At 68.5% G+C, this 25290-nt stretch carries 29 protein-coding genes; 12 read left to right on the forward strand and 17 right to left on the reverse strand.

The window, feature by feature from the left end; all coding sequences use genetic code 11:
- Nucleotides 1-6: 6 nt before the first annotated feature.
- From ACFOYW_RS04655 to ACFOYW_RS04680, 6 genes are read right to left on the reverse strand one after another with little or no spacing between them, the layout of a single operon-like run.
- Nucleotides 7-1596, reverse strand: coding sequence for an ATP-binding cassette domain-containing protein (locus ACFOYW_RS04655; protein ID WP_390227525.1), 1590 nt, complete (start codon nt 1594-1596; stop codon nt 7-9).
- A complete protein-coding gene (locus ACFOYW_RS04660; protein ID WP_390227526.1) occupies nt 1593-3317 on the reverse strand; it encodes an ATP-binding cassette domain-containing protein in 1725 nt (574 codons plus the stop codon). Before ACFOYW_RS04660 ends, ACFOYW_RS04655 begins: the two co-directional genes overlap by 4 nt.
- Nucleotides 3286-3531 (reverse strand): hypothetical protein, encoded by a 246-nt coding sequence (locus ACFOYW_RS04665; RefSeq protein WP_390227527.1) that lies wholly within the window; start codon nt 3529-3531, stop codon nt 3286-3288. Before ACFOYW_RS04665 ends, ACFOYW_RS04660 begins: the two co-directional genes overlap by 32 nt.
- The gene (locus ACFOYW_RS04670) at nt 3528-4574 is read right to left on the reverse strand and encodes a cytochrome d ubiquinol oxidase subunit II (protein ID WP_390227528.1); all 1047 of its coding nucleotides are present in this window, start codon (nt 4572-4574) and stop codon (nt 3528-3530) included. Before ACFOYW_RS04670 ends, ACFOYW_RS04665 begins: the two co-directional genes overlap by 4 nt.
- Nucleotides 4571-5995 (reverse strand): cytochrome ubiquinol oxidase subunit I, encoded by a 1425-nt coding sequence (locus ACFOYW_RS04675; RefSeq protein WP_390227529.1) that lies wholly within the window; start codon nt 5993-5995, stop codon nt 4571-4573. Before ACFOYW_RS04675 ends, ACFOYW_RS04670 begins: the two co-directional genes overlap by 4 nt.
- Before the next feature lie 52 nt (nt 5996-6047).
- Nucleotides 6048-7490, reverse strand: a complete 1443-nt coding sequence (locus ACFOYW_RS04680; protein ID WP_390227530.1) for an MFS transporter — start codon at nt 7488-7490, stop codon at nt 6048-6050.
- A 198-nt stretch (nt 7491-7688) separates the two neighbouring features.
- On the opposite strand from ACFOYW_RS04680, the gene ACFOYW_RS04685 reads away from it, so the two are divergent.
- Nucleotides 7689-8372 carry a TetR/AcrR family transcriptional regulator gene (locus tag ACFOYW_RS04685; RefSeq protein WP_390227532.1) on the forward strand — a complete coding sequence of 228 codons (684 nt, stop codon included), beginning with the start codon at nt 7689-7691 and terminating at the stop codon, nt 8370-8372.
- 55 nt (nt 8373-8427) lie between these two features.
- Here ACFOYW_RS04685 and ACFOYW_RS04690 read toward each other — a convergent pair whose 3' ends face one another.
- Nucleotides 8428-9120 (reverse strand): TetR/AcrR family transcriptional regulator C-terminal domain-containing protein, encoded by a 693-nt coding sequence (locus tag ACFOYW_RS04690; RefSeq protein ID WP_390227534.1) that lies wholly within the window; start codon nt 9118-9120, stop codon nt 8428-8430.
- Between the two features lie 95 nt (nt 9121-9215).
- Between ACFOYW_RS04690 and ACFOYW_RS04695 the strand changes: the two genes are divergently transcribed.
- A complete protein-coding gene (locus ACFOYW_RS04695; RefSeq protein ID WP_390227535.1) occupies nt 9216-10235 on the forward strand; it encodes an SDR family NAD(P)-dependent oxidoreductase in 1020 nt (339 codons plus the stop codon).
- A 48-nt stretch (nt 10236-10283) separates the two neighbouring features.
- Here ACFOYW_RS04695 and ACFOYW_RS04700 read toward each other — a convergent pair whose 3' ends face one another.
- The 3 genes from ACFOYW_RS04700 to ACFOYW_RS04710 all read right to left on the reverse strand — a co-directional run bounded on the left by ACFOYW_RS04700 (nt 10284) and on the right by ACFOYW_RS04710 (nt 11671).
- Nucleotides 10284-10541 (reverse strand): hypothetical protein, encoded by a 258-nt coding sequence (locus tag ACFOYW_RS04700; protein WP_390227536.1) that lies wholly within the window; start codon nt 10539-10541, stop codon nt 10284-10286.
- Nucleotides 10542-10628: 87 nt separating this feature from the next.
- The gene (locus ACFOYW_RS04705; RefSeq protein ID WP_390227537.1) at nt 10629-10952 is read right to left on the reverse strand and encodes a DUF7882 family protein; all 324 of its coding nucleotides are present in this window, start codon (nt 10950-10952) and stop codon (nt 10629-10631) included.
- 77 nt (nt 10953-11029) lie between these two features.
- Nucleotides 11030-11671 (reverse strand): response regulator transcription factor, encoded by a 642-nt coding sequence (locus tag ACFOYW_RS04710; RefSeq protein WP_390227539.1) that lies wholly within the window; start codon nt 11669-11671, stop codon nt 11030-11032.
- A gap of 237 nt (nt 11672-11908) precedes the next feature.
- On the opposite strand from ACFOYW_RS04710, the gene ACFOYW_RS04715 reads away from it, so the two are divergent.
- Nucleotides 11909-12244: a DUF7882 family protein gene (locus ACFOYW_RS04715; protein WP_390227540.1), complete on the forward strand. Its 336-nt coding sequence runs from the start codon at nt 11909-11911 to the stop codon at nt 12242-12244.
- Between the two features lie 324 nt (nt 12245-12568).
- On the opposite strand, the gene ACFOYW_RS04720 is transcribed toward ACFOYW_RS04715, so the two are convergent.
- Entirely contained in the window at nt 12569-13510 is a 942-nt protein-coding gene (locus ACFOYW_RS04720; protein WP_390227541.1) for a 2-dehydropantoate 2-reductase, read from the reverse strand.
- Between the two features lie 151 nt (nt 13511-13661).
- Between ACFOYW_RS04720 and ACFOYW_RS04725 the strand changes: the two genes are divergently transcribed.
- Nucleotides 13662-14171 (forward strand): winged helix-turn-helix transcriptional regulator, encoded by a 510-nt coding sequence (locus ACFOYW_RS04725; protein WP_390227543.1) that lies wholly within the window; start codon nt 13662-13664, stop codon nt 14169-14171.
- A gap of 69 nt (nt 14172-14240) precedes the next feature.
- Here ACFOYW_RS04725 and ACFOYW_RS04730 read toward each other — a convergent pair whose 3' ends face one another.
- A complete protein-coding gene (locus ACFOYW_RS04730; protein WP_390227544.1) occupies nt 14241-14942 on the reverse strand; it encodes an SDR family NAD(P)-dependent oxidoreductase in 702 nt (233 codons plus the stop codon).
- A 102-nt stretch (nt 14943-15044) separates the two neighbouring features.
- Here ACFOYW_RS04730 and ACFOYW_RS04735 point away from each other — a divergent pair, with 102 nt between their 5' ends.
- Complete coding sequence (locus tag ACFOYW_RS04735; protein ID WP_390227547.1) at nt 15045-15905, forward strand: helix-turn-helix transcriptional regulator; 861 nt, start codon at nt 15045-15047, stop codon at nt 15903-15905.
- 73 nt (nt 15906-15978) lie between these two features.
- Entirely contained in the window at nt 15979-16332 is a 354-nt protein-coding gene (locus tag ACFOYW_RS04740) for a winged helix-turn-helix transcriptional regulator (RefSeq protein WP_390227549.1), read from the forward strand.
- Between the two features lie 50 nt (nt 16333-16382).
- On the opposite strand, the gene ACFOYW_RS04745 is transcribed toward ACFOYW_RS04740, so the two are convergent.
- Nucleotides 16383-17315 carry an SDR family oxidoreductase gene (locus tag ACFOYW_RS04745; RefSeq protein ID WP_390227550.1) on the reverse strand — a complete coding sequence of 311 codons (933 nt, stop codon included), beginning with the start codon at nt 17313-17315 and terminating at the stop codon, nt 16383-16385.
- 206 nt (nt 17316-17521) lie between these two features.
- On the opposite strand from ACFOYW_RS04745, the gene ACFOYW_RS04750 reads away from it, so the two are divergent.
- Nucleotides 17522-18364: a helix-turn-helix transcriptional regulator gene (locus ACFOYW_RS04750; protein WP_390227552.1), complete on the forward strand. Its 843-nt coding sequence runs from the start codon at nt 17522-17524 to the stop codon at nt 18362-18364.
- A 55-nt stretch (nt 18365-18419) separates the two neighbouring features.
- On the opposite strand, the gene ACFOYW_RS04755 is transcribed toward ACFOYW_RS04750, so the two are convergent.
- Entirely contained in the window at nt 18420-18776 is a 357-nt protein-coding gene (locus ACFOYW_RS04755) for a hypothetical protein (protein WP_390227553.1), read from the reverse strand.
- 140 nt (nt 18777-18916) lie between these two features.
- On the opposite strand from ACFOYW_RS04755, the gene ACFOYW_RS04760 reads away from it, so the two are divergent.
- The 4 genes from ACFOYW_RS04760 (at nt 18917) to ACFOYW_RS04775 (ending at nt 21944) form a co-directional block, all read left to right on the forward strand.
- Entirely contained in the window at nt 18917-19267 is a 351-nt protein-coding gene (locus ACFOYW_RS04760; protein ID WP_390227555.1) for a PadR family transcriptional regulator, read from the forward strand.
- Nucleotides 19264-20316, forward strand: coding sequence for a hypothetical protein (locus tag ACFOYW_RS04765; protein ID WP_390227557.1), 1053 nt, complete (start codon nt 19264-19266; stop codon nt 20314-20316). The genes ACFOYW_RS04760 and ACFOYW_RS04765 overlap by 4 nt, the downstream gene beginning before the upstream one ends.
- A 70-nt stretch (nt 20317-20386) precedes the next feature.
- Complete coding sequence (locus ACFOYW_RS04770) at nt 20387-20989, forward strand: RNA polymerase sigma factor (RefSeq protein ID WP_390227559.1); 603 nt, start codon at nt 20387-20389, stop codon at nt 20987-20989.
- Nucleotides 20952-21944, forward strand: a complete 993-nt coding sequence (locus ACFOYW_RS04775) for a CU044_5270 family protein (RefSeq protein WP_390227560.1) — start codon at nt 20952-20954, stop codon at nt 21942-21944. Before ACFOYW_RS04770 ends, ACFOYW_RS04775 begins: the two co-directional genes overlap by 38 nt.
- A 103-nt stretch (nt 21945-22047) precedes the next feature.
- Here the strand turns inward: ACFOYW_RS04775 and ACFOYW_RS04780 are convergent, their stop codons facing one another.
- The 3 genes from ACFOYW_RS04780 to ACFOYW_RS04790 are packed head-to-tail and all read right to left on the reverse strand — an operon-like array spanning nt 22048 to nt 24172.
- Complete coding sequence (locus ACFOYW_RS04780; RefSeq protein WP_390227562.1) at nt 22048-23070, reverse strand: cation diffusion facilitator family transporter; 1023 nt, start codon at nt 23068-23070, stop codon at nt 22048-22050.
- Entirely contained in the window at nt 23067-23441 is a 375-nt protein-coding gene (locus ACFOYW_RS04785; protein WP_390227564.1) for an ArsR/SmtB family transcription factor, read from the reverse strand. Before ACFOYW_RS04785 ends, ACFOYW_RS04780 begins: the two co-directional genes overlap by 4 nt.
- A gap of 26 nt (nt 23442-23467) precedes the next feature.
- Entirely contained in the window at nt 23468-24172 is a 705-nt protein-coding gene (locus ACFOYW_RS04790) for a DUF6518 family protein (protein WP_390227565.1), read from the reverse strand.
- A gap of 120 nt (nt 24173-24292) precedes the next feature.
- Here ACFOYW_RS04790 and ACFOYW_RS04795 point away from each other — a divergent pair, with 120 nt between their 5' ends.
- Nucleotides 24293-25270: a diacylglycerol/lipid kinase family protein gene (locus tag ACFOYW_RS04795; protein WP_390227567.1), complete on the forward strand. Its 978-nt coding sequence runs from the start codon at nt 24293-24295 to the stop codon at nt 25268-25270.
- The last annotated feature ends 20 nt before the right edge of the window (nt 25271-25290 follow it).

A 25290-nucleotide genomic window follows, 5' to 3' on the forward strand; every position in this document is an offset into this window, starting at 1 on the left:
CCGACGTCAGTCGAAGGTGATGACGTCGCACCACCAGCCCAGAGCGATGCGGGCCTCGGGGGTCACCGTGTGGAGCGCGAGGACGAGGATGCTGTCCACGTGGAGCCTGTGGCGCAGGGTGTGGAGCACGACGGCGCTGGTCTCGGCGTCCAGGCCCGCCGTGGGCTCGTCCACGAGCAGGACGCCGGGGCGCGCGGCGAGCGCGCGGGCGAGGCGGATGCGAGTCTGTTCGCCGCCAGAGAGAGGCCGACCGCCGACGCCGACGGGAGTGCTGAGGGTGATGCCGGCCCTGTCGAGCAAAAGTTCGGACAGGAGCGAAGCGAGCTCGTCATCGGTGGCCGCAGGGCGCCCGAGGCGGAGATTGTCGGCAATGGTGCCGGTGAAGAGGTGGTCGTCGATGCGGCTCGAGATCACGCCGTGGCCGGGCAATGCGGCGCTGAGCGCGTCGAGGAAAGTGGTCTTGCCGCTACCGGATACGCCGGTGACGACCAGCGTCTCGCCGGGGCCGAGCGCGGCGCTGATGGTGCGGTCGGTGGAGCGCAGACTGTCGGCCGGCAACCGGTAGCCCGTGAGCGCCAGCCCTTCGGGACCGACTTCCACCTGGATGGCCGGTAGCGGCGCATCCTCACTCCCCATAGTCGCGGCGAGGCGCTTCTCGGCGCGATGGGCATCCGCGCGCGCATCCAGAGCGGCCGCGAGCCGACCCGGTAGCGCAAGGGTTCCGATGCCGAGGAGGAGCACCAAGGTGAGGTTCGCTGCCCCCGCATGGTCGACGAGTGCTCCTGCGGCTGCGATCACCGCAAGGGTCACGGCAGAGAACAGGGTCAAGGCGAGCGAGCGGCGTTCGTCGTATCGGCTAGTGCGCCGTTCTCGGGACTCAAGCCTGTCGAGGAGGACCGTGGCGCGCTTGGCGAGGTGATCTGCGGCGCCGAGAGAGGCCAGTTCCGGCCAGGCATCCAGGGCGGTGACCAGCTCTCCGGTGATCTGTGCCCTGACGGTGGAATCCGCCACCACGCGGGAGACTCTGGCGCGGGCGAGAAGCGGGGACACCGCCCAGGCGATCCCCAAGACGACCCCGGCGGCGGGACTCGCGATGACCGCGATTGCGGTCGCTGCGGCACCTGTGACGAGGAACACGACGATCGGCGAAGTGACGGTGATGAGCGTTCGGCTGAGTGCCTCGGTGTCGCTCATGGCCCGATCGAGCAGCTCGCCGTCGCGCAGAGGCCGGATACGGCCGGCGGGCCGGCTTGCGGCGTCGGTGAAGAAGCGCAGCCGGAGCGCTCCGAGGCGTTGCAGGACCACGGAGTGCTCGGTGAGCCGTTCGCCGTATCCGGCAGCGATGCGCAGCAGCGCGAAGCTGCGGACGCCGCCACTGGGAGCGATGTACGAGAAGGCGCTGAAGGTTGCGCCTCCGGCGATGGCGCACGAGGAGATGAACCAGCCAGACAGGCCGAGCAGTCCGATCGAGCCGGCTTCCGCAAGGACCGCGAGGCCGAGGCCCGCGAAGGCGAGCAGGGAGGGGCGCACGGTGCGCGCCCCCCGCGTCGCGGTGCGCGTGGCCGGCGCGCTGCGAGTGGTGCCGGTGTCGGTCACGAGAGCATCGCCGTCCCCGACGTCGACGCGACGTAGCCGCCCTCGATCCGCCACGTGGCGGCGCAGTGGTCGACCACGGCTCGGGAGTGCGTGGCGACCAGCACCGTGCACCCCGCCGTCGCCGCCTTCAGATGCGTGAGGACATCACGCTCGGTGCCGGGGTCGAGGTGTGCCGTAGGTTCGTCGAGGATCCAGAGGCGGGAGCGGGAAAGGACGGCGCGGGCGATGGCGACGCGGCGGGCCTGCCCCGCGGAGAGACCGAAGCCGCCGTCGCCGAGCTGTCCGTCCAGGCCGATCCGGTCGAGCACGGACCCGAGGCCGGCGGCCTCCGCCGCCTCGCGCAGTTCCGCATCATCGGCGTCGCGCCGCCCGAGGCGGATGTTCTCGGCGAGCGTCCCGTCGATGATCACCGTGGCCTGACCGATCCAGGCGGTCGTTCCGGCGCGAGGCGGGGTCTGGAATCCGTCGTGTCCGGCCAGTTCGTCGCGCACCCACGCGACTGTGCCCTCGGCCTGGCGGAGACCTGCGATAACGGACAGCAGGGTGGTCTTGCCCGCCCCGGATGCTCCGGTGATGGCGGTCCACACGCCGGGTTCGGCGTGCAGGGTGTCGATGTCCAGCAGCACGTGTTGGTCGGTGCGCACGGTCAGCCCTTCTATGGCGATGCCGACCGGCGCCTCCACCACCGGAGCAGAGATTGGCGCCCGCTCCCAGACCACGAGCTCCGGCATGAGGGCGGAGAGCGCGCGTGCCGCGGTCAGGGCGCGCTCGCGATCGTGGAAGGCGGCGGCAGCCCTGCGCAGAGGCGTGAAGAACATGGGCACGACCAGCAGGATCAGAAGGCCCGCGAACAGGCTCAGCCGCGGGGCATGCGGCACCTGGACGTAATGGAGCAGGGTGAGGCCGATGTAGGTGGCATCCACCGCTACGGAGAAGGTCACGACGGTGTCCATGACCGCGCCCGAGAGGAAGGCGCGCTTGAGGACGTCCACGTTCGCATGCCGCAGGTGCTCGGAGGCGGCCGCGATGTTGTTGCGCCGGTCGGCGATCGCACCGTAGGTGGCTAGCGTGCGTAAGCCGCGGAAGCTGTCCAGCACCACGGCACCCATCCGATTCAGTGCGGACAGGTGCCGGTCGTTGCCGTCTTGGGCGAAGACCCCCGCGAGTCTCATGTTCAGCGGGATGATCGCGCTTGAGACCGCCAGAACGAGTGCGGCGGGCCAGTGCAGTACGGCGATCGCGGCGGCGATGACGATCATGACGACCGGCGCCTGACCGCGGAGGGGCAGTACGGTGGCGTGGTAGTCGGCGACCTGCTCCGGTAGCTCCATGAGCGCGTGCGCGGCCGCCGCGGGTTCCGGCGTGACTGAGCGGGAACCGTCTGGGAGCAGCGTGCGCAGCAGTCGGCGTCGAATCCCGTCGGCGACCCGGGTTCGTCCCGTGCGCGCCCGCCGCCGGGCGGCATGCCCGACCAACCCGGCGGCGATCCCACCGCACAACAACAGAGCAGCCCCGCATATCGTTGGGGCGAGCCGATGGTTGAGCGCGCTTTGGGCGATCAGGGCGAGCCCCGCCCACTGAACGACCTGCAGTACGCTCTCGCCGGCAAGAAGTGCCGCTGCAGCGCGGAACGAGGCCAGACCCGGCCGTGCTACCGCCTTCAGCCACTTCTCAGCGGAGGGCGCCTGGTCAGTCTTCGTCATCGCGGTGACGGCGCTCATCGATGATCCAGACAACCGCGCCGAAGAGGCTCGTCACGATCATCGCAACCCAGCTCCAGAACATCGTGTGGTACTTCGGGAATCCGCCGAACAGGCTGTCGACGACCCAGTAGAGAACAAAGCCGACGATGCCGATTCCGATGCCGCTGAGCACCTTGCCGATTGCGCGCAGCGGATGATGTCCGCCGTGCTCTTCGGTGACGCGACGTGTCATTTCTGGCCTCCGATCAGAGGAACGGTGCGCGGCGGTCGCCCCGAGCCGGTCGAGTCCGCCGGGGGCGTGAACTTTCCGCCGAAGGTGCGATGCGCGAACCAGTGATAGAAGACGACCAGCGGCATGTTGGCCCCGATGCCGATCAGCAGGAAGGTCAGGGAACCGTCGGGCCCGACGGCATTCGTGACGGTGAGCTCGGGCGGTACGAGCACGGGGTAGTGAGCGGCGGTGAACGCCAGCAGCACCGCGATGGCGGTGACCGACAGGCCGCCGAACGGCATCCAATCCGACACGGAGCCCGTCCGGCCGCGCCGGGGGAATGTCACGGCGGCGGCGATCGCGCCGGCGGCGGCGAAGATCAGGAACGCCCAGAACGCCCCCGCGTGCAGCGGGGTGGAGAGATTGAGCGGCGCCGCTGTGCCCTGGATCGACAGAAGGCTCGCGACGCCGAGCGCGACCGCGATGACCGCGAAGACCGTGCCCCGGACCGCCGCGTCGGAACGCATCCGCCCCTCGCTCTTGTGCTTGAGGTAGGCGTACCCGAGGGCGGTGTAGGCGACGACGACGGTGGCGCCCATGATCGCCCCGTACCAGGGGAACCCGCCGGTGGTCATGGCGGTGCCGTCGACGATGCGAGTCGGCGCGGTGAGGCCCCCGAGGGCGAAGCCCTGGAAGAACGCCGCGACCAGGGAGCCGAGACCGAACATCCACCGCCAGATCGCTGCCGGGTTCTCGGTCTGCGAGATCATCTCGATGCTGAAGCCGCGGACGATCAGGCCGAACAGTGCCGCGATCAGTGGCAGATAGAGGTGGGGCAGGATGACGGCGAACGCGAGCGGGAAGCCGCCCCAGAGCGCGACACCGAGGAGGATCAGCCACGTCTCGTTGCCGTCCCAGCCCGTGGCCACGAGCTCGATCATGTGGCGGGCGCGGTGTCGGTCGCCTTCGATGAGGTTTGCGACGCCGATGCCCAGGTCGTAGCCGTCGAAGACGATGTACATGCTCAGACTGAGCAGGACGAGCAGGAACCAGAGAAGCGTCACGAGCGGGCCGCTCCTTCCGTCGGTGCGATTGCCGAGATCTGCGCACTCGAAGCGGTGGTGACGGCCGCTGCGTAGTCCGAACTCGGTGTCAGGTCCGGCGTGTAATCCGGATGGTCTCGTTCCGGTCCGCGCATGACGCTGCGAATGATGAAGACGATGTAAGAGGCCAGCAGCACGGCGTAGATCGTCGAGAATCCGATGACGGAGAACAGCACGCTTCCCGGTGCCAGCTTCGATACTGCCTGGGAGGTGCGCAGCAGCCCGAAGACGACCCAGGGCTGGCGGCCGGTCTCGGAGAGGATCCAGCCGCCGAGGATGGCGACGATCCCGACCGGAGTGGTCCACAGCACCCATTTGTGGAAGCGTCTGGCGGTCCACAGCTTGTTCCGCAGTCGCAGCACGACGCTGAGGAACGCGGTCGCCCACAGGATCCAGGAGGAATAGAACATGGCGCGGAAGCCCCAGAACGGTCCCGCCATCTCAGGGCGGTCCTTTGCCGGGGTCATGTCCAGGCCCGGCAGCGGCGTCTTCCCGGTGAGGTCCCTCTGCAGTGCACTGCCGAGCCAGGGGACACTCACCTGCAGGTAGTTCTTCTGCGCTTTCTGATCCGGAATGGCGAAGACGATCCAGCCGGTGTTGTTCGTCTCCCAGTTGCCCTGCTCGGCCTCGAGCTTGGAGAGCTGGTGCGGGCCGTCGACATGGCTGTCGACGCCGTCGCCGACGATGAGCTGTGCCGGCATCAGCAGCGCCACGATGGCGATCCCGATCGAGAACGAGCGCCGCGCGAATCCCTTCTCGCGACCGGTGATGAGGTAGTAGGCGGAGATGCCGGCGATGAACATCCCGGCCGAGATGAAGACGGCGAGGAGCATGTGCGGCCACCGCCACACGAACGCCGGGTTGAAGATCGCCTTCATCCAGTCGGTCGGGTCGTACTGTCCGTTCTTCGTCGTGTAGCCGGCGGGAGTCTGCATCCACGAGTTGGCGGCCAGGATCCACGTGGACGAGAGCACGGTTCCGATCGAGACCATGACGGTGGACGCGAACATGGTGAAGTGACGCACTCGCCCGTCGCCGTAGAGGAGGATGCCGATGAAGCCGGCCTCGACGAAGAAGGCGGTGACGACCTCCATGCCGATGATCGGCCCGATGATCGGCCCGGTCTTGGCGCCGAAGACGCCCCAGTTCAGGCCCATCTGGAAGGTGATGACGGCCCCGGCGACGACGCCGAGCGCGAAGCCGACGGCGAAGAGCCGTCTCCAGAAGCGGAACATCTGGAGATAGACCGGCTTCGCCGTGCGCCAGTAGACGGCGTAGACGATGCAGAGGAAGACAGAGAGTCCGACGGTGATCGCGGGGAACGTCATGTGGAAGCAGACGGTCAGCGCGAATTGCCAGCGGGACAGAGCGAGAAGACTCAACGATTGCTCCAGGAAGGTGGCGTGCAGGGTGCTGATGATGAGTCGTCGGCGCTCAGGCGGCCTCTCCGCCCTCGATGGCCTCGGCCGCGATGGCGGTGCGCCGGTGCTGGCGCGTGGCGACGGCGATGACCGGTAGGGCGACGAGGGGCGCGATCAGGAAGATGGCGAAGAGCAGCCGGGCGGCGTTGTGTGCGCCGCTGATTCCGCCTGGCGTGGTCAGGCCGCCCAGGTTCGTGATGAGCCCGGCGATGGCGGATCCGGCCGCGGTGGCTACGAGCTGGATCGTACTGATCGAGGAGCCGGCGATCTCTTCGCTGCGCTCGGAGGCGGAGGTCAGGACACCGTTGACGAGGTGGGGCCACACCATTCCGACGCCCCACCCGAGCAGCACCAGGCCGAGAATGACGGCCACGATGATCACGGCCGACTCGGAGTGCTGCGCGGCGAAGATCACGAGCAGGATGAGGCCGACGGCGCTGATCACCGGGCCGAGCTGCATGACGAGTCCGCGGCGAGCCTGGGCGCCGTTGAGGAGCATCGACCCGGCGCTCCAGCCGGCGGCCATCGCAGCGCCGAAGTAGCCGGCCGCGAGCGCACCGAGCATCTGGAGGTGCTGGGCGAAGTAGGGCACGAAGACCTCGACGGTGCTCGCGATGACGAGCAGGACCATGGTCACGTAATACGCGCCCAGCGGGCTGCGCCGCGAGAAGGTCTCGACGGGCAGGATTCGACCTCCCGACAGGCGCTCGTAGACGAGCCAGCCGGCGAAGATGACGATCGCCGCGATGATGCCGGCGACGTTGATCCCGGCCGTGGCGGAGACACTCGCACCGGCGATCACGAACACGCCGACGGCGAGCAGCACGATGCTGATGACCGGGACGCGGCTCGTCGAACTGACTGCCGCCCGGCGGGGGAGGCGGCGGGCGCCGATGGTCAGGAAGTAGAGGGCGACCGGCACCAGCACCCAGAAGGCGATGCGCCAGAGCCCGAACTGCGCGGCGAGGCCGCCGATGGCAGGCCCGACGATGGTCGCGATGCCGTACATCGCGGACAGCATGCCGGATGCCCGAGGCCACAGCGTCGGCGGCAACGTCTCGCGGATGAGTGCGAAGGCCAATGCGTAGACGAGCCCGCTTCCGAAGCCCTGGACGAGCCTCCCGATGAGGAACACGCTCATCGTGGGCGCGACGGCGCAGAGGATCGTGCCGACGATGATCGCGATCATGCCGCTGCGATACGCCCACCGCGGTCCCGCTGCCGACAGCATGACCGCCGCGCAGGTCGAGCCGATCAGTGCCGTGAATACGAAGACCGTGGTCGTCCAGGCGTACAGGGCGACGCCACCGATGTCCGAGACGAGCGACGGTGCGATCGTCGTCGTCAGGTAGACGTTGACGGCGAACAGGAAAGCACCCGCCGCGAGCGCCACCACGACCGACCTGTGACTGGGAGCGAACAGGTCACTCCAGCGGGCGGTTTGTGCTTCCGACACGTCCTTCTCCTCAGGCATCCGCTGCGCTTTCGCTTTGCAATTACGTTACGATGAGTAACGTAATTGTCACGCGAAATGGCATGACGTCGTTCCGCGTGAGCGGCGACGGTTTCAATTACGATCTGGATTGGAACGTAACGCTGTAGTCTGGAGCGTGTCAAGCCGAGCGAGCCGAATGGCCGCGTTGAGAACCGAGGGATGATGACCAGCACAGGGCCCGCAGAACGCCGCGCCGGACGCCCGCGCGACCCGGGGATCGACGCCGCGGTCCTGCGTGCGACGGTGAAGGAGCTGGAGTCGACCGGCTATCAGCACCTCAGTCTGGCCGTCGTCGCCGAGCAGGCTGGAACGACCAAGCCGGCGCTGTACCGGCGCTGGCCGTCGAAGCAGCAGCTCGTTCTCGACGCGCTCTCCGCCAACCTCGGCGAATTGGTCACGCCGCTGACGGAGTGCACGCTCTGCGACTTCGTCGATGGCATCCTCATCTTCCTGGATGCATTCCACCGCATGCCGCCGAACGTGCTCGCGCCGCTGCTTGCGGATTGCGACGGCGACCCCGAGCTCCGCGCGGCCTTCATGCGCACACTCTTCGACCCGCCGAGGGCCGCGGTCGACCGGGTGATCACCCACGCGCTGGCGCAGGGTGATCTGCGCCCCGACGTCGACCGGAGCCTCGTGCTCGACTTCCTCGCCTCGTTCGTCTACTACCGGGTGCTGTTCCAGCACGAGTCGGCGACGATGGACGAGATCGAGAGCGCCGTGTCGGTACTGCTGCGGGGTATGGCGACGGACTTCCAGCGACTGCTGGAGATCGCCGACGTGCGTCGCGGCAACCCTGCGGTTCACGAGCATCACATGCACCTGGCGACCGCGGGAGCCTGAATCGAGCGCTTGAATCGTGCGCTTGAGCCGGGCGCCTGAGCCGGGCGCCTGCCGACTACGCCGGGGCGCCGCCGCCGCCGCCGGCCGACCGCGCGACGAGGGCGCCGATGCCGAGCAGGAGCACATCGAGGTCGAAGGCGAACTGCTCGTCCGGATCCAGCCGCAGATGTGCGGCCGCAGCGCGGCGGAGCGCGGGGAGCCGCTCGTCGCGCTGCGCGAGGATGTCGCGCTCGATCGACGCCGTCGCTTCCCGGCCGCCACTCTCGGCGTTGATGGCGTTCCGGCCGGCTCCGATCGCGAGCTCGAGCAGTGTGTTGACGGCGGCGACAGCCGTGCGCTCGTCGAGGCCGGCGTCGAAGAAGGCCGCCATCACGTTCTCGGCGGGGAGGAACAGCTCAGGGGCTTCGACGGCATTCGGGCGTAGGTGCAACGACAGCATTCCCGTCGCGATCGCCGCAGCCCGCACGCCGGCGGCGAAGGCGCGCGAGGATGCCCGCCAGTCCCGATCGGGCGGCTCCTCGATCAGCGTTCGGGCGCGATCCACTAGCTCGCTCGCGGCGACCAGTCCGAGTAGTTCGTCGCGATCGCGGACGTGGTAGCTGAGGCTCTGCCGTTCGACCCCGAGGACCTGGGCGACGGCCTGCATCGTGATCGCGTCTGCGCTGAGGCCGCGCGCGGCGTCGACGATGCGCTTCCGCGAGATGCGTGCCGGGCGCCCTCTGCGCGGTCGCGTCGATGAGTCATCCACCCTGGCCTCACTCGCCTTTCATTTTTCTGCAATCGCAGAATAGTCTCTTTCCGGGATCCTGCGACGGTGCGGGACCGCATGATGTGGAGGACTCAATGGCAGCAACCGCCCCGCTCACCGCCAGCAGCTCGATCGGCGCTTGGCTGGAGCACCCGGCAGGAGGGCCGCTGATCCGCGGTCTCCTGGCCCAGTCGGGGACCGACGAAGGGACCCTGGCCCCGCTGAGGGCTCTGCCGCTCCAGCAGCTCGTGGCCTTGAGTCAGGGGCAGCTGCCTCAGGCCGTGATCGACGACCTCGTCCTGCAGGCCAACGGCGGCGTCGCCCCCGTGGATGCCGGGGCCGAGGAGGGCGTTTGGGTGGAGCACCCCGTACCGGGCCGCTTCGAGGGGCGCACGGTGATCGTGACGGGAGCCGCGTCCGGCATCGGGCGCGCCACCGCCTCGCGCATCGCGCGGGAGGGCGGTCGCGTCGTGGCGGTGGATGTCTCGGCCGACCGGCTTGCCGAGCTCGCCTCCGCGCTTCCCGAGGCGGGGATCGTGACCGTCACCGGTGACATCACCCGCCAGGAAGACGTCGACGCGATCGTGGCCGCTGCCGGCGAGCGCATCGACGGGCTGGCCAACGTCGCCGGCATCAACGACGACTTCTCGCCGCTGCACGAGACCTCCGACGCGATGTGGGATCGCGTCATCGGCGTGAACCTGACCGGCGCGTTCAAGCTGAGCCGTGCCGTCATCCCGGTCATGCTCGCCGTCGGTCGCGGCTCGATCGTGAACATCGCCTCCGAGGCGGGACTGCGCGGCAACGCCTCCGGCAACGCGTACACCGTGTCCAAGCACGGGGTCATCGGGCTCACGCGCAGCGCTGCGTTCATGTACGGCCCCGGCGGCATCCGCGTCAACGCGGTCGCGCCGGGCGGAGTGGCGACCGGCATCCCCTTCCCGCCGCACGTCTCCGAGGCCGGCCGCGAGCGGCTCACCCCATTCCAGGCGCAGATCCCCACGCTCGCCACCGCCGAGCAGTTGGCCGCGTCGATCACCTTCCTGCTGAGCGACGACGGGGTCAACATCAACGGCGCCGTACTGCCCTCCGATGGCGGCTGGGACGTTCAGTGACGCGGGAGGGTCGACGTGCGCGTCTCGCGTGCACGCGTCGGCCCTCGTTCAGATGTCGTAGTCGAGATCGCGCCAGTCGTTCAGATCGGAGTCACCCGGCACGGGCGTGTCGTCGACGTCGTACTCGTGGAGCACGACCAGCGCATCGTGCGGAACGAGTAGACGAATGCGGCCCCCGGTCACGTCGTGGAAGTCGAGCCAGTCGCCTCGTTCTCGTGCCTCCCTCGCGGCGGCGGCCACCTCATCGGCGTGCTCAGGGGTGAGGTAGAACCGTCGGTCCTCGATCGCGAGGTAGGCGTTCTTCATGGTGGTCCCAACTGGTCGATGCTTCGCAGGTCGCGGAGATGGGGGAGTCGTTCGCGCGTTCAGTCCGGTCTGCTAGGGCGGCGGAGCCTAGAGGACATCGACCGGCGGCAGCGGCTGCACATCGCCCTCGGGCGTGATCTGAAGGCCGTAGTTGGTCGCCGCGGATGCCGCGAGCGCGTCGATCCAGTCGCGGTTGATCGATGGGATGCCCGCAGCTTCGTACTCGCAGAAGATGGGGATGCCGTTGTCGATCCAGACCACGAATCGGCCGCCGTCGGTGTCGGGCTTATCGGTCCAGGCGAGGAAGAAGCTCTCGCTGCGCCGCAGCTTGAGGGCGATCACAACTTGTAAGTGCGCGAGCAGCCGGTCGTCGAGAGTGAAGTCGCGCGTGCCGTAGTGGAGGACTCCCATGGGCCAAAACTATGTGCGCCATTCGACCGTGGCACGACGTTGACCCGTGAGGTCGATGGTGATAATCGACCGCGGCGTCAGGTGTCTGTCGAGCGCGTGTGGTCCGGCCGGAAGCCGTGCTCGATTCCCCAGAGGATGGCACGCGAGCGGTTGCTGACGCCGATCCGCCGGTAGCACGTGCGGATGTAGGACTTGATCGAGTTGAGCGAGAGGTGGGTGCGTTCGGCGATCTGCACGTTGGTCAGCCCCTGGGTGATGAGCGCAAGCATCTCGGACTCGCGCTGAGTGAGGCCCTCATGCCTGCCGGGCCAGTCCCCGACGACGGCCGCAGGAGACCCTGACGGAATGGGGTGCACGCGGCGTTCGCCGTTGTGCACGGCGAGCAGCGCGGCGACGAGCTCGTGCGCCGCCAAGCCCTTGGAGATGTAGCCGTCGGCGCCGTTCGCCAGCGCCTTCTCGATCAGCGGCTCGCCCATGTCCCACGAATAGACGACGACCTTGGACGCGCGCGGCTCTCGCGTCAGCGTCCGCACCTCGTCGCCGTCGCCGGCGGTTGCGGCGAAGGTGTCGTAGAGCGCGATGTCCACCGGCCGCGCGACCGTTGTTCCGGCATCCAGCTCGACAATGTCGAACGTGTCCCGATAGCCGCTCAGCATCGCGGCGAGCCCCTGGACGACGACCTCGTAGTCGTTGATCAGCGCGATGCGAATGAGGGCCATGCAGTCGATCTTACGGGCGCGGGATACACCCTTTGGGGTGAGCCGCCCCGCCCCGTCGCGCCGTATGTTCGTGACTGGGTGACAGCCACTGATCAACGATCGCGCGCGGTGGAGCCGAACCGGATCGGTCTCTGCACGCCGCTCCGGCGCTCACCATGCGCCGCAGCCGCGGGCGCCTCATGGCGACGAGCTGTCAGAGCCGCTCGATCTCCGTGCACGTCATAAAGGGAGAACTTCATGGGCACGCTGACATATGCCGGTACCGACTACCAATTGGACGACCGCCTGCTGGCGCACCTGAAGATCGCGATCGTCGCGAAGCTGAGGGTCGGCGAGTGCTTCCTCATCAACTGGCAGATTCCGGCCGGCGACGGCGCCGGCCGAGTGAGCCTGTGGATCTCGCCAGGCATTCCGCTGAGCTTCCGGTTCGGCGGCTCGAAGGTCCCGGAGCTGAACCGGAGCTGGCTCGATGCCCTGACGCGGTCGTCACACGGCATTCGCGGAATGGTCGTGATGAACGAAGCCGAGGCGGCCGAGTACATCTCCCGCGCAGGCTCCCCGGCAGCGCCGTAGGCGCCCTGGGCCGGAGCTCGGTGCGTCGGACGAGCCAGTCATCGAGGTGCGGAATGGCGAAGGCGTCCCACGCGCAGCCGCCCCACCACAGCACCGAGTCGCTCTTGACCGGGAAGCCGAAATCGCGCGTGCCGAAGGGGTGCGCGAGCTCGATGGCGCCCTGAGCGTCGAGGACGAGCTGGCGGTCGTCATGCAGTGCTCGGAAAGCATCCGCCGCCTCGTCGGGGGTGACGCCGAGCTCGGCCGCGATCTGCGCGCTGCCGGCGACGCGGCCCTCGTCGGCGAGTTGGCGGTACGGGCGCACGCGCAGCGCCTCGACGTCGATCATCGACGCTCCTGCGCCTTTGCGGCGACACGCGCGTTGTGGGTGCGCAGGCGGACGGCGGCAGCGCGCAGCAGTGGCACCTGCAGCTGCCCACGCTCGGCGACGGCGACCAGGTCGCCGAGGATCGGCTCGGACTCCGCCGCCCGGCCCGCGCGGAAATCGCGGTAGAGCGAGGTCGTGAACGGCGAACCCGCCGTGGTGAGCGTCGCCGTGACGCGGTTCACGGCCTCTGGCCTGATCGCGTGACCGGCGGAGGCGGCGGTCGCGGCTGCCTCCGCGATGATGTCGAGCACGACGGATGCTCCGCCCGAGGCATCCGCTATCTCGCCCACGTCGCCGCCGAGCAGCACCGTCGACGCGCCGCCGGTGGCCATGAAGAACCATTTCTCCCACATGTCCTGCTCGATCGTGGTCGAGATCGCGCTGTCGAATGCCGCCGGGGCGAACAGCCGCGCAATCGTCTCGACCCGCGCGGAACGGGTGCCGTCCAGCTCGCCGAAGGTGATGCTCGCAGCAGGGGCCAGCTGCAGGATCGAGCCGTCATCGAGCAGTTCCGTCGCGACGATGCCCACTCCGCCGAGCACGCGGGGGGCTCCGACGAGGCGGGTGAGAGTCGCGAGGTGAGCGATGCCGTTGAGAAGCGGCAGGATCGCGGTGTCAGGGCCGAGGTGAGAGCGGATGTCTGCGATCGCCGGTTCGACGGCCGTGCCCTTCACCGCGAGGATCACGAGGTCGTACGGTCCCTCGAGCTCGGCTGCCGGCACCGCATTCACCGGGGTGGCCGTGCGAGAGGCATCCGTCTGCACGATCTCGACGCCGCTCGCGCGCAGCTGCTCGAGCCGCCGCCCCCTGGCCAGGAACGTCACGTCGGCGCCTGCCTGCGCGAGCGCCGCTCCGAAGAAACCGCCGACCGCGCCGACACCGACTATCAGGACGCGCATCAGTGGGCGGCCGTCGTAGCTGCTGACTTCATGATGTTCAAGTTAGCAGGCTAGGACGGCCTTGGACGGCCGCGAGCACATCGGTCGCGGGGCCGCGTGCCGAGCGCGTCTGACTTCGCCTAGGTGAAGCTCGCCCTCGTAGAGTCAACGCATGGCTGACACTGCTCTGCGGATGACGGGAACGCTCGACCCGCGGTCGGATTGGGACGCGTCGCGGTGTCCGATCGCGGGGACGCTCGACATCGTGGGAAACCGCTCGTCATTCCTGGTGATGCGGGAGGCGTTCTACGGCACGACACGCTTCGACGACTTCGTCGAGCGGGCAGGAATCAGTGAGGCGATCGCCGCCGCGCGCCTCAAATCGTTGGTCGAAGAGGGTCTTCTGGAACGTATCCGGTATCAGGAACCCGGCAGGCGCGGCCGGTTCGAGTACCACCTGACCGAAGCGGGCGTCGACTTCTTCCCCGTTCTCGCGTCGATGATGGTCTGGATGAAGCGCTGGCGCGGTGGCGCGAATGTAGACATTCAGCACCGCGACTGCGGCGCCCCGGTCGAGGCCCAATTGCGCTGCACTGACGGACACGACGTGACCGTCTCCGACATCGACTTGGTCGCGAACGGGTCCATCCCACGGGCGAAGTCGGCGGCCACGGCGCACTGACTGCGGCTTCAGTTCCCAGCGCCCGAGCGGTTCGTAGCGGTTCGGCTTTCTGTGTCGCTTGCGGCTCGGTCACCACGTGATCGGGCCGAAGCGGTCGATGAAGCGGCCGGTGCCGGCCTCGGGTGCCTCGGTGGCGAGGGTGACGATGGCGTCGGTGCCCTCGGTGACGGTCTGCGTGCCGCGGTGTCCGTTGAGGTCGGTGGCGGTGTAGCCAGGGTCCGCGGCGTTGAAGCGGACAACCGGGATCGCTTTGGCGTACTGCGTGGTCAGCATCGTGACCGCGGCCTTCGAGGCCGTGTAGAGCGGCGAGACGATCTTCGACTCCACCCGTTCCGGGTCGTGAGTGAGAGCGAGCGACCCCATGCCGGAGCTCACGTTGACGACCGCCGGCTCCGCGGACTTGCGCAGCAGGGGAAGGAACGCGTTGGTCACGCGCACGACGCTCGCGACGTTGGTGTCGAAGACGAGCTGGGCGTCGGCACCCGTGAGCTGATCGGTCGGCGCGGTCGAGCCGATGATCCCTGCGTTGTTGATCAGCACGTCGACGTGACCCTCGTGCGCTTCCACGTCTGCGACGGCGCCGGCGACGGAGGCGTCACTGGTCACGTCGATCGGGACGTAGCGGATGCCGAGCTTCGCGGCGGCGTCCTCGCCCTGTTGGCGTCCTCGGGCTCCGAGGATGACGGTGTGGCCGAGCTCGGTAAGGCGTCGCGCGGTCTCGAAGCCGAGGCCCTTGTTCGCCCCGGTGATGAAGATGATGTCGTTGCTCATGAATCCAGGTTCATCCGGAGCGGATGAATCAGCCAGGCCGGGCACGACAGTAGGAAACCGCGTACCACCCTCGGCGCGCTGGGGGCGGTCAGAATGACGGGTATGAAGTTGGAGACGAGCCTCGGGGCCACGATCCGCGCCTGGCGGGATCGACTGCCACCCGAGGCGGTCGGCCTCCCGGCGGTACGAGGTCGGCGCGCGACGGGACTGCGGCGAGAAGAGCTGGCCGAGATCGCGCAGATCTCCGTGGACTACGTCGTCAAGCTCGAGCAGGGCAGAGTCGGGACGCCTTCGGCGCAGATCCTGAGCTCACTCGCCCGGGCGCTGCAGCTCACGCGCGAAGAGCGTGATCACCTGTACCTGCTCGCGGGCTTGCAGCCGCCGGCGGACGGTATGCTCACCGAGCACATCCCGCCGGGGATGCAGCGCGTCATCAGCCGCCTCGGCGAGACTCCGGCCGCGGTCTTCGCCGCCGACTGGCGCCTGGTCTGGTGGAACAGGCCATGGGCTGCCGTTCTTGGAGACCCCCGGACTGTCGAGCCCGCGGACCGCAACCTCGTGAAGTCCCGGTTTCCGACTGCGGAGGACCGCGGGCGCATTGCCATCTGGCCCGTGGCGGCGGAGAACGCAGAAGGTTCCGATCGTGCGATCGTCTCCGACCTGCGTCGTGCCTCGGGCCGCTACCCGGCCGACGAGCGGCTTGCCGGCCTGATCGCGCGAACGATCGAGGGAAACCCGCGCTTCGCGCAGCTCTGGGCCGAAGGCGCGGTCGGCGGCCACGCAGAGGACCGCAAGACCGTGACGCGCCCCGGGGTCGGCGAGATCACCCTCGACTGCGACGTACTGAACGACAGCGACACGGACCTGAAGGTCGTGATCTACACGGCGCGACCGGGAAGCGACGACGAGACCAAGCTGCGCCTCGCTCTCGTCGACGGAGCTGCCGCGCTGCAGGAGAGGTGACGGGGTACCTGGGCGACTGCACGCCTCGTGCCTGCTCACGTTCAGTTCAGCCGGTCACCGGTACGATATACGTGTGAGTCAGGAAAGCGAACGGACGAATCTGGGTGCGCCGCGAGTATGTTCGATCGCCGACGCGCTCGACGTGGTCGGGGAGCGCTGGTCGCTGCTGGTGCTTCGCGAGCTGGACTTCGGCGTGGGCCGATTCACCGACATTCAGGTGAACACCGGCGCCCCGCGCGAGACACTCGCGCTGCGTCTGCGGAAGCTGGAGGACCTGGGCGTCATCGACAAGCGTCGCTACAGCGAGCATCCGCCACGAGACGAGTACTTCCTCACCGAGGCGGGTCATGACATCAGCCCTGTGCTGCGCGCCTTGCGCACGTGGGGCGAGCGCCATGTGACGCCGCGGGTGCACGCGGCCGGCTGACGGTCGAGCGACGGGCCGCCGAGCGAGACGGATGCGTGGCCGCTGCGGGCTTACGCGGCGAACCGCACGCCGACCAGTCGCTCGGATTCCTGCCAGAGTCGGTGCGCGTCATCGAGGCTGCGCATCGGGGCCCACAGCTGGCCCAACACGACGGGCGGCCCTGCCATCGTGCGCTTCGGGCCGTAGAACTGATCGCCATGGGCCGCGGGATCGGTTGCGGCCATCACGGCGGGGAGGGCAGCGGACGCCACGCTGCCCGCGATGCCGAGGCGCGAGAGGACCCGGATCAGGCGACGGCCGCCCGTGTCCCTCTGCCGGCCCATTCCGGGCTGCGCGGCGAGCAGATTGGTCGGTGAGACGCCGGGATGGGACAGATTGCTGGAGATGCCCCACCCGCCGGCTCGGCTGCGGTCGTCGAGTTCGCGGGCGAAGAGGGCCACGGCGATCTTCGACTGGCTGTAGGCCTTCATCGCGGTGTAGCTGTCCCGCCAGTTCAGGTCGGCCCAGTTGATCTCGCCGCTGCGCGCCGCGATGCTCGTCTGATGCGTGACCCGCGCTCGGGCCGCCTTGAGCAGAGGTAGCAGACCCAGCGTCAGAGCGAAGTGTCCGAGATGGTTGGTGCCGAACTGGAGCTCGAATCCGTCCTTCGTCTCCTGCCGGCTCGGCGGTGTCATGACGCCCGCGTTGTTGATCAGGATGTCGATCGGACGGCCTTCCGCGTTCAGCTGATCGACCAGCGCGGCCACGGAGTCGAGCGAGGACAGGTCGAGGCCGGCAGTCGTGACCTTCGCCTTCGGCGCCTGAGCGCGGATGCGCGCTGCTGCGCTCTCGCCCTTCGCAGCCGAGCGCACGGGCATGACCACGTCGGCGCCCGCCTGGGCGAGTCGCGTGGCGATCACCTGCCCGATGCCGTCGCTGGCGCCCGTGACGACCGCGAGCTTGCCGGTCAGGTCGGGGATGGAGATGTCGGTGGGTGATGGCATGGGGTGTCCTTCGTGATGTGGCGCCCAACAAGGAGCCGGGGTGTCAGAACCACCTTGCGACAGCATCCGTCGCCGTTCCAGGGCCGGCCAGTCCACTGATCGACGATCAGCGCGCGGAGACGAAGGGTGGATCGGCAAGGCGTGGTTGTCACGCTGCCGCGAAGGTAGAAAGGACGAACCGGCGCGGCCGGGACGAGGAGCGGGACATGGAGATCGATCGGCCGGGGCTCGCAGCGTTCCTCCGGCGACGGCGTGAGTCGCTTCAACCCGAGGACGTCGGGTTGCAGCGAGGCCCACGGCGACGAACCACAGGGCTGCGCCGCGAGGAGGTCGCAGCGCTCTGCCATATGTCGACCGACTACTACGCGCGTCTGGAGCGGGGGAGTGGCCCCACGCCCTCGGAGCAGATGGTCGCCTCGATCGCGCAGGGCCTTCACCTGTCCCTGGACGAACGGGATCACGTGTTCCGGCTGGCGGGCCATAACCCGCCGGCGCGCGGTTCGAGCAGTGACCACATCAGTCCGGGTCTGCTGCGCATCCTCGACCGGCTGCAGGACACGCCGGCCGAGATCGTCAACGAACTCGGCGAGACGCTCCGGCAGAGTCCGATGGGGATCGCCGTCACGGGTGACGCCACGCGGTTCACAGGGCTGGAGCGCTGCCTGCCGTATCGGTGGTTCACCGATCCGGCAGCCCGGGAAGTGTATCCGCCCTCGGACCGCGCGCGCCTCTCGCGGGTCTACGCGGCGGGTCTTCGGGAGATCGCCACGGTGCGCGGCGCAGGATCACGAGCCCAGCAGCTCGCCGACATCATTCGCGAGCGCAGCGCGGAGTTCCGCGAGCTATGGGATGCCCACGAGGTCGGCATCCGGCCGACGGAGGTCAAGCGGTTCACGCACCCGGAAGTCGGGGCGCTGGAGCTCCACTGCCAGACGCTCCTCGACCCGGAACAGTCCCACCGTCTGCTCGTCTACACGGCGGAGCCCGGCAGCGAGAGTTACGAGAAGCTGCAACTGCTGTCGGTCATCGGCGCACAGACGCTGCCCTGACGGCATCCGTGACGCGGGAAGAGGCACGTGCTCCAACGCGGCTCGCCGAAGTCACCTATCGGGGGATGCCGTCGCCGTTGATGTCGCCGGGCACGCCGCTCGGGCCGGTGAACGGGGGCACCGCCGGGGCGCCCTGCTGACTGAGGAGTTGTTGCTGCTGCATCAGCAGCAGCTGGTTCTGCAGCAGCTGCGCTCGCTGCGTGTCCCCGGCCCTGGTCGCCTTGAGGATCTCGCCGGGCAGCTCATACATCGCCTCACGGTACGACGCGATCTTCTTCCTGTCCCTGATGAGCCGGTAGATCACGGTGGCGAAGACAGCGACGACGCCGAGTGCCACGATCACCCCGACGACGGGAAAGAGAAGTGACAACATGCCGTCGCCGGGTCCGTTCAGGTCAGTGCCGTCAGGCATCGCAGGGCCCTTCGCTCCAGGGTGGTGCGGGCCACAGCGGCGTCGCACCTGCGACGAGCATAAGGCCCCACTAGACGACCGTCGAGGGCCACGGTTCATCAACGGTTGGCATATTCCACCGGATGTAATACTCTCGCGGCATGGCAGCGAAAGAACTGCGCGATCCCGCGCTCTCGATCCTCGCGGTGTTGGCCGGCGGCCGGCGTCACGGCTACGCGATCCTCAAGGAGGCCGAGCAGCTCAGCGGCGGCCGCGTGGTCCTGAAAGTGAGTTCTCTGTATGCCGCGCTCGATCGGCTCGAGAAAGACGGTCTTGTAGAGCGTGCCGGCGATGAGATCGCTGACGGGCGCCTGCGTCGCTTCTTCACACTGACCGACGTCGGCGCGGATGCGCTACGCCGCGAGGCGGAGCACATGGAGGCGCAGGCGAAGGTCACGCGGGAGCGCCTGGCGTTGCGTCGCACGGCAGCGCTCGCGGGAGGCGCGGCGTGAGCCGGCGGCTGAGCGCTCAGTTCAGGCGCTGGGCCCGGTGGTACCCGGCGAGCTGGCGCGCCGACAGCGGAGCGGCGATGCTCGGCACCTATCTTGACGTGGCGGAGGAGGAGGGGCGTGACCGGTTGACCGTTCCGGAGAAGGCCGCGCTCGTGACGGGCGGTCTCGCCGCCCGTCTCGACACGGTCATCCCCAGCCGGGTGCGCGAGGCCGTCGCGCTGATCATGGTTCCGCTCCTCGGGGTCTACGGACTTGTCGTCGGCTTGGTGTTCGAGTGGGCGCCGTGGGCCGCAACGGCGCGGTCCAACTGGCTCGCGCCAGTCGCCGGCCGCGCCGGCCAAGAGGTACTCTCCTTCGGGCCATTCCTGAGCCCGACGATCATCGTCGCGGGCCTCTGCGTCCTGGCCTGGCTGGCTTCGCTCGCGGGGCCCGAGTGGCTCTACCGGGGCGCGCTCGGCGCGACGGTCGTCGTCGGGTTGGTACTGGCCGTGACCGCGCATCTCGGCCACGTCGAGATCGGCGGCTGGGAGGGACTGCACGTGGACTTCGGAGGCTTCACGTATCTGCGCGCGCTGCCCGTGCTCTTCCCGGCGGTGCTCGCGCTCCTCGCGCTGCCCGGCGCCCGGCCGCGGCCGGCCCGGGTTCTGATCGGCGCGGTGCTGTGGGCGGCCTCCCTCTACCCGGCAGCCAAGCTGTCCGGCGGCTGGTCGATCCACGATTTTCTGTCCGGAGCAGCGCCCGTGACCGATTCGCTGTTCTTTCTCGTCGTCGTCGGCTCGAACGTGGCGTGGGGCGCCGCCGTCCTCGGCCTGTTCGCCGGGCTGGTCCTCACGTTCGCCCGGCGACGCGGGCTCGCGGCCGTCATCGTGCTCGCGACGCTCCCGTGGGCGGTGTACGCGCCGGGCCCCATTCCATGGCGGGACGATGCACTGGCCTTGGGGCCGCTTGTTCTCGGCTACGGGGCCGCGATCGGTGTCGCGATCGTGGGCTCCAGCCGCAGATGGAAGGCGCCGGCGAGCGCGAGGTCCGACGAGGCCGTCGGCCCCTAGGGCGGGGCGTGCGAGGCACGCGGACGGGATTCGTTTGGAAGCGCAGAGCTCTGATCCTGCAATACCGGTCGTGAACAGCGACAGCGAGATCGTTCTGCGATCTCTAAGCGAACCGGCCGTGTTCGGCGCTCTCTACGAGCGGTACGCCGACCTGGTCTATCGCTACACGACGAGCCGGGTCGGGCAGACCTTCGCTGACGACGTGACGTCGGAGACCTTCCTGGTGGCGTTCCAGCGTCGTCGCGCGTTCGATCCCGAGCGCGGCCAGGTCAGCGCGTGGCTGATGGGCATCGCGACGACGCTCATGAAGAAGCATGCGCGAGAAGAGGCAAGGACGATCCGATCGGCGGCGGCCGAACTGGCGGCAGCGAGCGTCCCAACGGATGTCTTCGAGCAGCTCGGCACGCGCCTGGACGCTGCAGCGTTGGTCGGGCGCATCGCGGACGCGCTGGCGCGCCTGCCCGCGAAGTATCGGGATGTGCTTCTGCTGCATGCGTGGGCGGACCTGGACTATCCGGGCATCGCGCAGGCGCTCGACATTCCGGTCGGAACTGTCGCGTCACGACTGAACAGGGCGCGCACCACGTTGCGCGCCGTCGCCGAGGCGGGCTCGCCCCGCGATGCGGAGGTGGAACATGGACGAGTTGACGCTCGTGCGCAGCATGCGCAGTGAGACCCGAATTCCGGAGGAATCGTTCGAACGCGGGCGCGCCTCTCTTGCCGGCGTGATGGCGGCGGAGGCAGCGCCGGAGATGCGGCGTCCTCGGCACCGCCGGCGGTGGGGGTTCGGCGTCGCCGCGGCCGCGACGCTCGCGATAGGGGCGGTCGTTGCGAGCGGGATCGGCTGGGGCGGCCACCCTCAGGCAGCGTCGGCTGCGCCACTGCTGAGGCAGGCGGCGGCCGCGGTGCAGCATGACTCCGATCCGATCGTCGGCCCGGGTCAATACCTGGAGATCATCGGCGACTGGTACGCCGCGGGCACCGTCGCGGATTCCGGCGGCCGCGTGATCACCGCGATGTCGACCTACACGCGAACGCTGTATGTGCCCGCCGATCGTTCGGGGGTGTGGGTGTACCAGGGCAGCGCCGATACGCCGGTCAAGTACCTCGGAGATGCGAAAGCGAATTGGAAGCCGGAGTACAACGGCAAGGCGTGGACCGAAACCGGGCCCGGTGGTCGCTTCTCCGGCGGGAGCATGCTCGATCTCGAGCTTGCCGACGTGCCTGCGAACTCGACGGCGGCGCTGGCTTACCTGCGGAAGAAGTTCCCTGGGGAGGCGGGTGGCCTGTCAACCGACGAGATGGTCTGGCAGGAGGTGACCGGCGCGCTCGTCACCGGGCTCGTGCCGGCGGCGGTGCGCAGCACGCTGTACGGCGCACTCGCCGAGTTGCCGGGCGTCACCGTCGCAGACAAGAGCGCGACGATCGCGGGCAGGACCGGGACTGCCATCACCCTTGCCGATCCGAACGCGGACCAGGACGACCAGCTGGTCATCGATCCGGCCACGGGGCTGCTGATCGGTGAGCAGTGGATCCAAGTGAAGGCGGCTCCAACGTTCCCGGCCGGCTCCGTCGCCGAGTCTGTGGCGATCACGACCAGAGTCACCGACAGGGCGCCCGCCCAGTGAGCCCCCGTGCCCGAGTCGCAACCCGGATCGACGTCGCTCGGGCTGAGGGTGATCGTGAGGAACGCGAAGCCGTCACGAAGCGATCATCGGGCCGTCGGCGACCTTATCGCTGCAGCACGGGGACCGTGGTGACGGTGAAATCGTCGACGTTCCTCAGCTCGGCCCGCACGTGCTCGGTCGCGTGCGCGGCAAGCTGCGCGGCCGAGCGGAGGTCGATCGCATCCGTCTCGATTGTGGCCGCTCCCGTGAGGCGGTGACCGATCCACCGCAGCTGAACAGAGCGGATGCCTGCCACGCCATCCACGTGTTCGAGGGCGTGCTCGACGCGATGGACGAGTTGAGGGTCTACGGCGTCCATGAGTCGCGCGCCGACGGACTTCACGGTGCCCCAGAGCAGCAGCAGGATCGAGATCGCAATGAGAAGCCCGATGATGGGGTCGGCGAGAGGGAAGCCGAGGAGGACGCCGATCGCGCCGATGACCACAGAGAGCGATGTGAACCCGTCGAGTCGCGCGTGCACGCCGTCCGCAACGAGCGCGGAGGACCCGATTCTTCGCCCCACGCGGATTCGATACACCGCAACGATCTCGTTGCCCAGGAATCCGATGAAGCCGGCAGCGACGAGCCACCCGGCGTTCTCGACGGGGTGCGGGTGGATCAACCGGTCGACGGCCTGCCAGCCGGCGACGACGGCGGAGAGCGCGACCACGAACACGATGAAGAGCCCGGCAAGGTCTTCGGCCCGCCCGTAGCCGTACGTGTAGCGCCGGGTTGCAGCGCGGCGGCTCAGGACGAACGCGATCCACAACGGGATAGCGGTCAAGGCGTCCGCGAAGTTGTGCACCGTATCCGCGAGTAGGGCGACCGACCCCGTGAACAGCACGAACACAAACTGCAGAATCGTCGTGCCGAGCAGAGCGAACATCGAAATCTTGACCGCGTTGACGCCAGCGTGGCTCGCCTCGAGCGCATCGTCCACCGCGTCGGCGGCGTCGTGCGTGTGCGGCACGAACAGGTCGTAGAGGAAACCACGCACGCCGCCGTGGGGATGGCCGTGGCCGTGCGAGTGGTCGTGGTCGTGGTCGTGCGAGTCGTGGTGGTGGTGGTCGTGGTCGTCGGTGCTCACGGCTTCTCTTCCAGCTTCGCGTGGTGGTGGCGGGGAAGCGAGCCGTTCGACACGGAATGCTCGGCCTGCTTGATCGCGTCGCTGACGAGATCCGACGCGTGCTCGTCAGCGAGGCCATAGAAGATGCGCGTGCCGTCCTGCCGGGTGGTCACCATCCTCGCGAGGCGGAGCTTCGCGAGGTGCTGAGAGACGGCCGCGGAGCTCTTGCCGACCACGTCGGCAAGGTGGTTCACACTCATCTCGCCGCTGTGGCGGAGGGCAAGGATGATGCGGACCCGCGTCGCGTCGGCGAGCATTCCGAAGACCTCGACGGCCAGTTCGACGTATTCCGAGTCCGGGTCCATTCCGCACACCCGCGTATCTGCATCCATACGCAGATACTCTCACGATGAACGGCTCACCTCAGCCGAAGCGCCCCGGCCAGGACGAGCGCGCAGACCGCCGTTGTGCCGATGAGCACGAGCACGGATACGGTGCGAGTGGAAGCGGTGCGGGTGGATTGGGTGCCGGTGGATTCGCTACCGGTCGATGCCGTGCCGATGGCTGCTCTCGTGGCAGCCGAACTGCCGGTGACGCAGCGGGTGAGCACGTAGGTGAACAGTGCGACGCCGACGATCCCGATGCCGACCCAGTAGGTCACGCCCGTGGTGTCGGAGACCGTTGTCAGTCCGTAGAGGGCATCTCCGAATCCGATCCCGGCGAGCACTCCGCCGCCGAGAGCAGCGCGCAGGCCAGCGTGCCGCAACCACGACGCGGAGATGCCGACGAACGGACCAACCACGATGCCGATGGCTCCCCACGTCACGGGCGAGTACGGAAATCCGCGGCCAGTCGACACGATCGCGTACCCCACGACCAGAAGAACGACGCTCGCCGCCCCGATGATCGCGGCCACCGTGACCCTCGGACGCGCCCAGAAGACGAGGAGCGCCGTCACGAGTACCCACCCGCTCGCCGAGTTCGACACGGGAGCGAATGCCGCCGGGAGCAGCCCCTGCGCCCAGGATTCAAGGCATCCCACCACGAAGCTCGCACCCAGCGCCACGCACATCCGGCCGACCTGGCGAGTGGCGCGCGCGGCCGCCGCACCGTCCGTGACCATGCGGAGACCGTACCAGCGCCTACGCCACAGAACGCCGATCCCATCAACGTGGGCGTCGCATGCCGCCTCGGGGCTGTCAATGGCTGCGACGGAGTGCGACGCTACGGCTAGGTTCGGGGGATGAATGATGACGACCCGCGACCTCCGACGGCGCGGCGCATCGCGATCGTGTTCAACCCGTCCAAGGTGGATGTCGCGCGGCTCCGTGAGATTGTTCGAAATGCGGAGTCGCGACATGGATCAAGTGGCGCGGTGTGGTTCGAGACGGGCCGCGACGACGATGGCGCACAGGCGGCCATGGATGCTGCAGCCGCCGGCGCCTCGTGCGTCGTGGTCGTCGGGGGTGACGGCACGGTCCGCGTCGTCGCTGAACAGCTCGCGGGGACGAAGGTCCCGCTCGTGATCGCGGCCGTCGGTACCGGAAACCTCTTCGCGCGCGCGCTTAAGCTGCCAATCAACGACCCCAAGACCGCCGTGGAGTCCGCGTTCACCGGTTCGGCGCGCCCTATCGATGTCGGCCACGCAACCCTGCAGCGCACCGACGGCGGCGTGACCTCCAACGCGTTCCTCGTGATGGCCGGAATCGGCCTGGATGCGCGTATGGCGGCGGGCACGAATGCTCGGCTGAAGAAGCACGTCGGGTGGCTCGCCTACGCGGAGCCGATCGGGCACTCGGTCATGGAGAATGCCGACTTCGCGGTCCACTACCGGCTGGACGCACGTCGTCGCCGCTCCACGCGTGCCCACACCATCATCGTCGGCAATTGCGGCACACTCACCGGAGGCGTCCTCCTCATTCCGGACGCTCAGCCGGACGACGGCATCCTCGACACCGTCATCTTGCGCCCAGGCGGGGCGCGCGGCTGGATGCAGATCGGTGTCCGTCTTCTGCTCGCGAGGTTCCTGCACCGCACCCGGACGGGTGGGTTCGTCCGGCGCGTCACTCGCCGCCCGTATGCGCTGCGATTCGACAGCGCGCGTCAGATCAGCGTCGAGTTCAACTCGCCACAGGAAGTCGAACTCGACGGGGACAGCTTCGGCACTATCACGGGTGCGCAGATCACGGTCCAGCCGGGCGCGCTGCAGCTGTTGGTCTGAGGTCGAGCGGCGAGGTCAGT

This window comes from Gryllotalpicola reticulitermitis (assembly GCF_042651345.1).
Taxonomy (GTDB): domain Bacteria; phylum Actinomycetota; class Actinomycetes; order Actinomycetales; family Microbacteriaceae; genus Gryllotalpicola; species Gryllotalpicola reticulitermitis.

Bases quoted from the DNA above. Each gene is read 5' to 3' on its own strand.
- ACFOYW_RS04715 (WP_390227540.1), top strand. From the start codon at position 11,909: ATGGGCACGCTGACATATGCCGGTACCGACTACCAATTGGACGACCGC.
- ACFOYW_RS04745 (WP_390227550.1), bottom strand. From the start codon at position 17,315: ATGCCATCACCCACCGACATCTCCATCCCCGACCTGACCGGCAAGCTC.
- ACFOYW_RS04705 (WP_390227537.1), bottom strand. From the start codon at position 10,952: ATGGGAGTCCTCCACTACGGCACGCGCGACTTCACTCTCGACGACCGG.
- ACFOYW_RS04720 (WP_390227541.1), bottom strand. From the start codon at position 13,510: ATGCGCGTCCTGATAGTCGGTGTCGGCGCGGTCGGCGGTTTCTTCGGA.
- ACFOYW_RS04700 (WP_390227536.1), bottom strand. From the start codon at position 10,541: ATGAAGAACGCCTACCTCGCGATCGAGGACCGACGGTTCTACCTCACC.
- ACFOYW_RS04665 (WP_390227527.1), bottom strand. From the start codon at position 3,531: ATGACACGTCGCGTCACCGAAGAGCACGGCGGACATCATCCGCTGCGC.
- ACFOYW_RS04750 (WP_390227552.1), top strand. From the start codon at position 17,522: ATGGAGATCGATCGGCCGGGGCTCGCAGCGTTCCTCCGGCGACGGCGT.
- ACFOYW_RS04710 (WP_390227539.1), bottom strand. From the start codon at position 11,671: ATGGCCCTCATTCGCATCGCGCTGATCAACGACTACGAGGTCGTCGTC.
- ACFOYW_RS04735 (WP_390227547.1), top strand. From the start codon at position 15,045: ATGAAGTTGGAGACGAGCCTCGGGGCCACGATCCGCGCCTGGCGGGAT.
- ACFOYW_RS04795 (WP_390227567.1), top strand. From the start codon at position 24,293: ATGAATGATGACGACCCGCGACCTCCGACGGCGCGGCGCATCGCGATC.
- ACFOYW_RS04785 (WP_390227564.1), bottom strand. From the start codon at position 23,441: ATGGATGCAGATACGCGGGTGTGCGGAATGGACCCGGACTCGGAATAC.
- ACFOYW_RS04725 (WP_390227543.1), top strand. From the start codon at position 13,662: ATGGCTGACACTGCTCTGCGGATGACGGGAACGCTCGACCCGCGGTCG.
- ACFOYW_RS04695 (WP_390227535.1), top strand. From the start codon at position 9,216: ATGGCAGCAACCGCCCCGCTCACCGCCAGCAGCTCGATCGGCGCTTGG.
- ACFOYW_RS04730 (WP_390227544.1), bottom strand. From the start codon at position 14,942: ATGAGCAACGACATCATCTTCATCACCGGGGCGAACAAGGGCCTCGGC.
- ACFOYW_RS04660 (WP_390227526.1), bottom strand. From the start codon at position 3,317: ATGAGCGCCGTCACCGCGATGACGAAGACTGACCAGGCGCCCTCCGCT.
- ACFOYW_RS04775 (WP_390227560.1), top strand. From the start codon at position 20,952: ATGGACGAGTTGACGCTCGTGCGCAGCATGCGCAGTGAGACCCGAATT.
- ACFOYW_RS04685 (WP_390227532.1), top strand. From the start codon at position 7,689: ATGATGACCAGCACAGGGCCCGCAGAACGCCGCGCCGGACGCCCGCGC.
- ACFOYW_RS04760 (WP_390227555.1), top strand. From the start codon at position 18,917: ATGGCAGCGAAAGAACTGCGCGATCCCGCGCTCTCGATCCTCGCGGTG.
- ACFOYW_RS04790 (WP_390227565.1), bottom strand. From the start codon at position 24,172: ATGGTCACGGACGGTGCGGCGGCCGCGCGCGCCACTCGCCAGGTCGGC.
- ACFOYW_RS04755 (WP_390227553.1), bottom strand. From the start codon at position 18,776: ATGCCTGACGGCACTGACCTGAACGGACCCGGCGACGGCATGTTGTCA.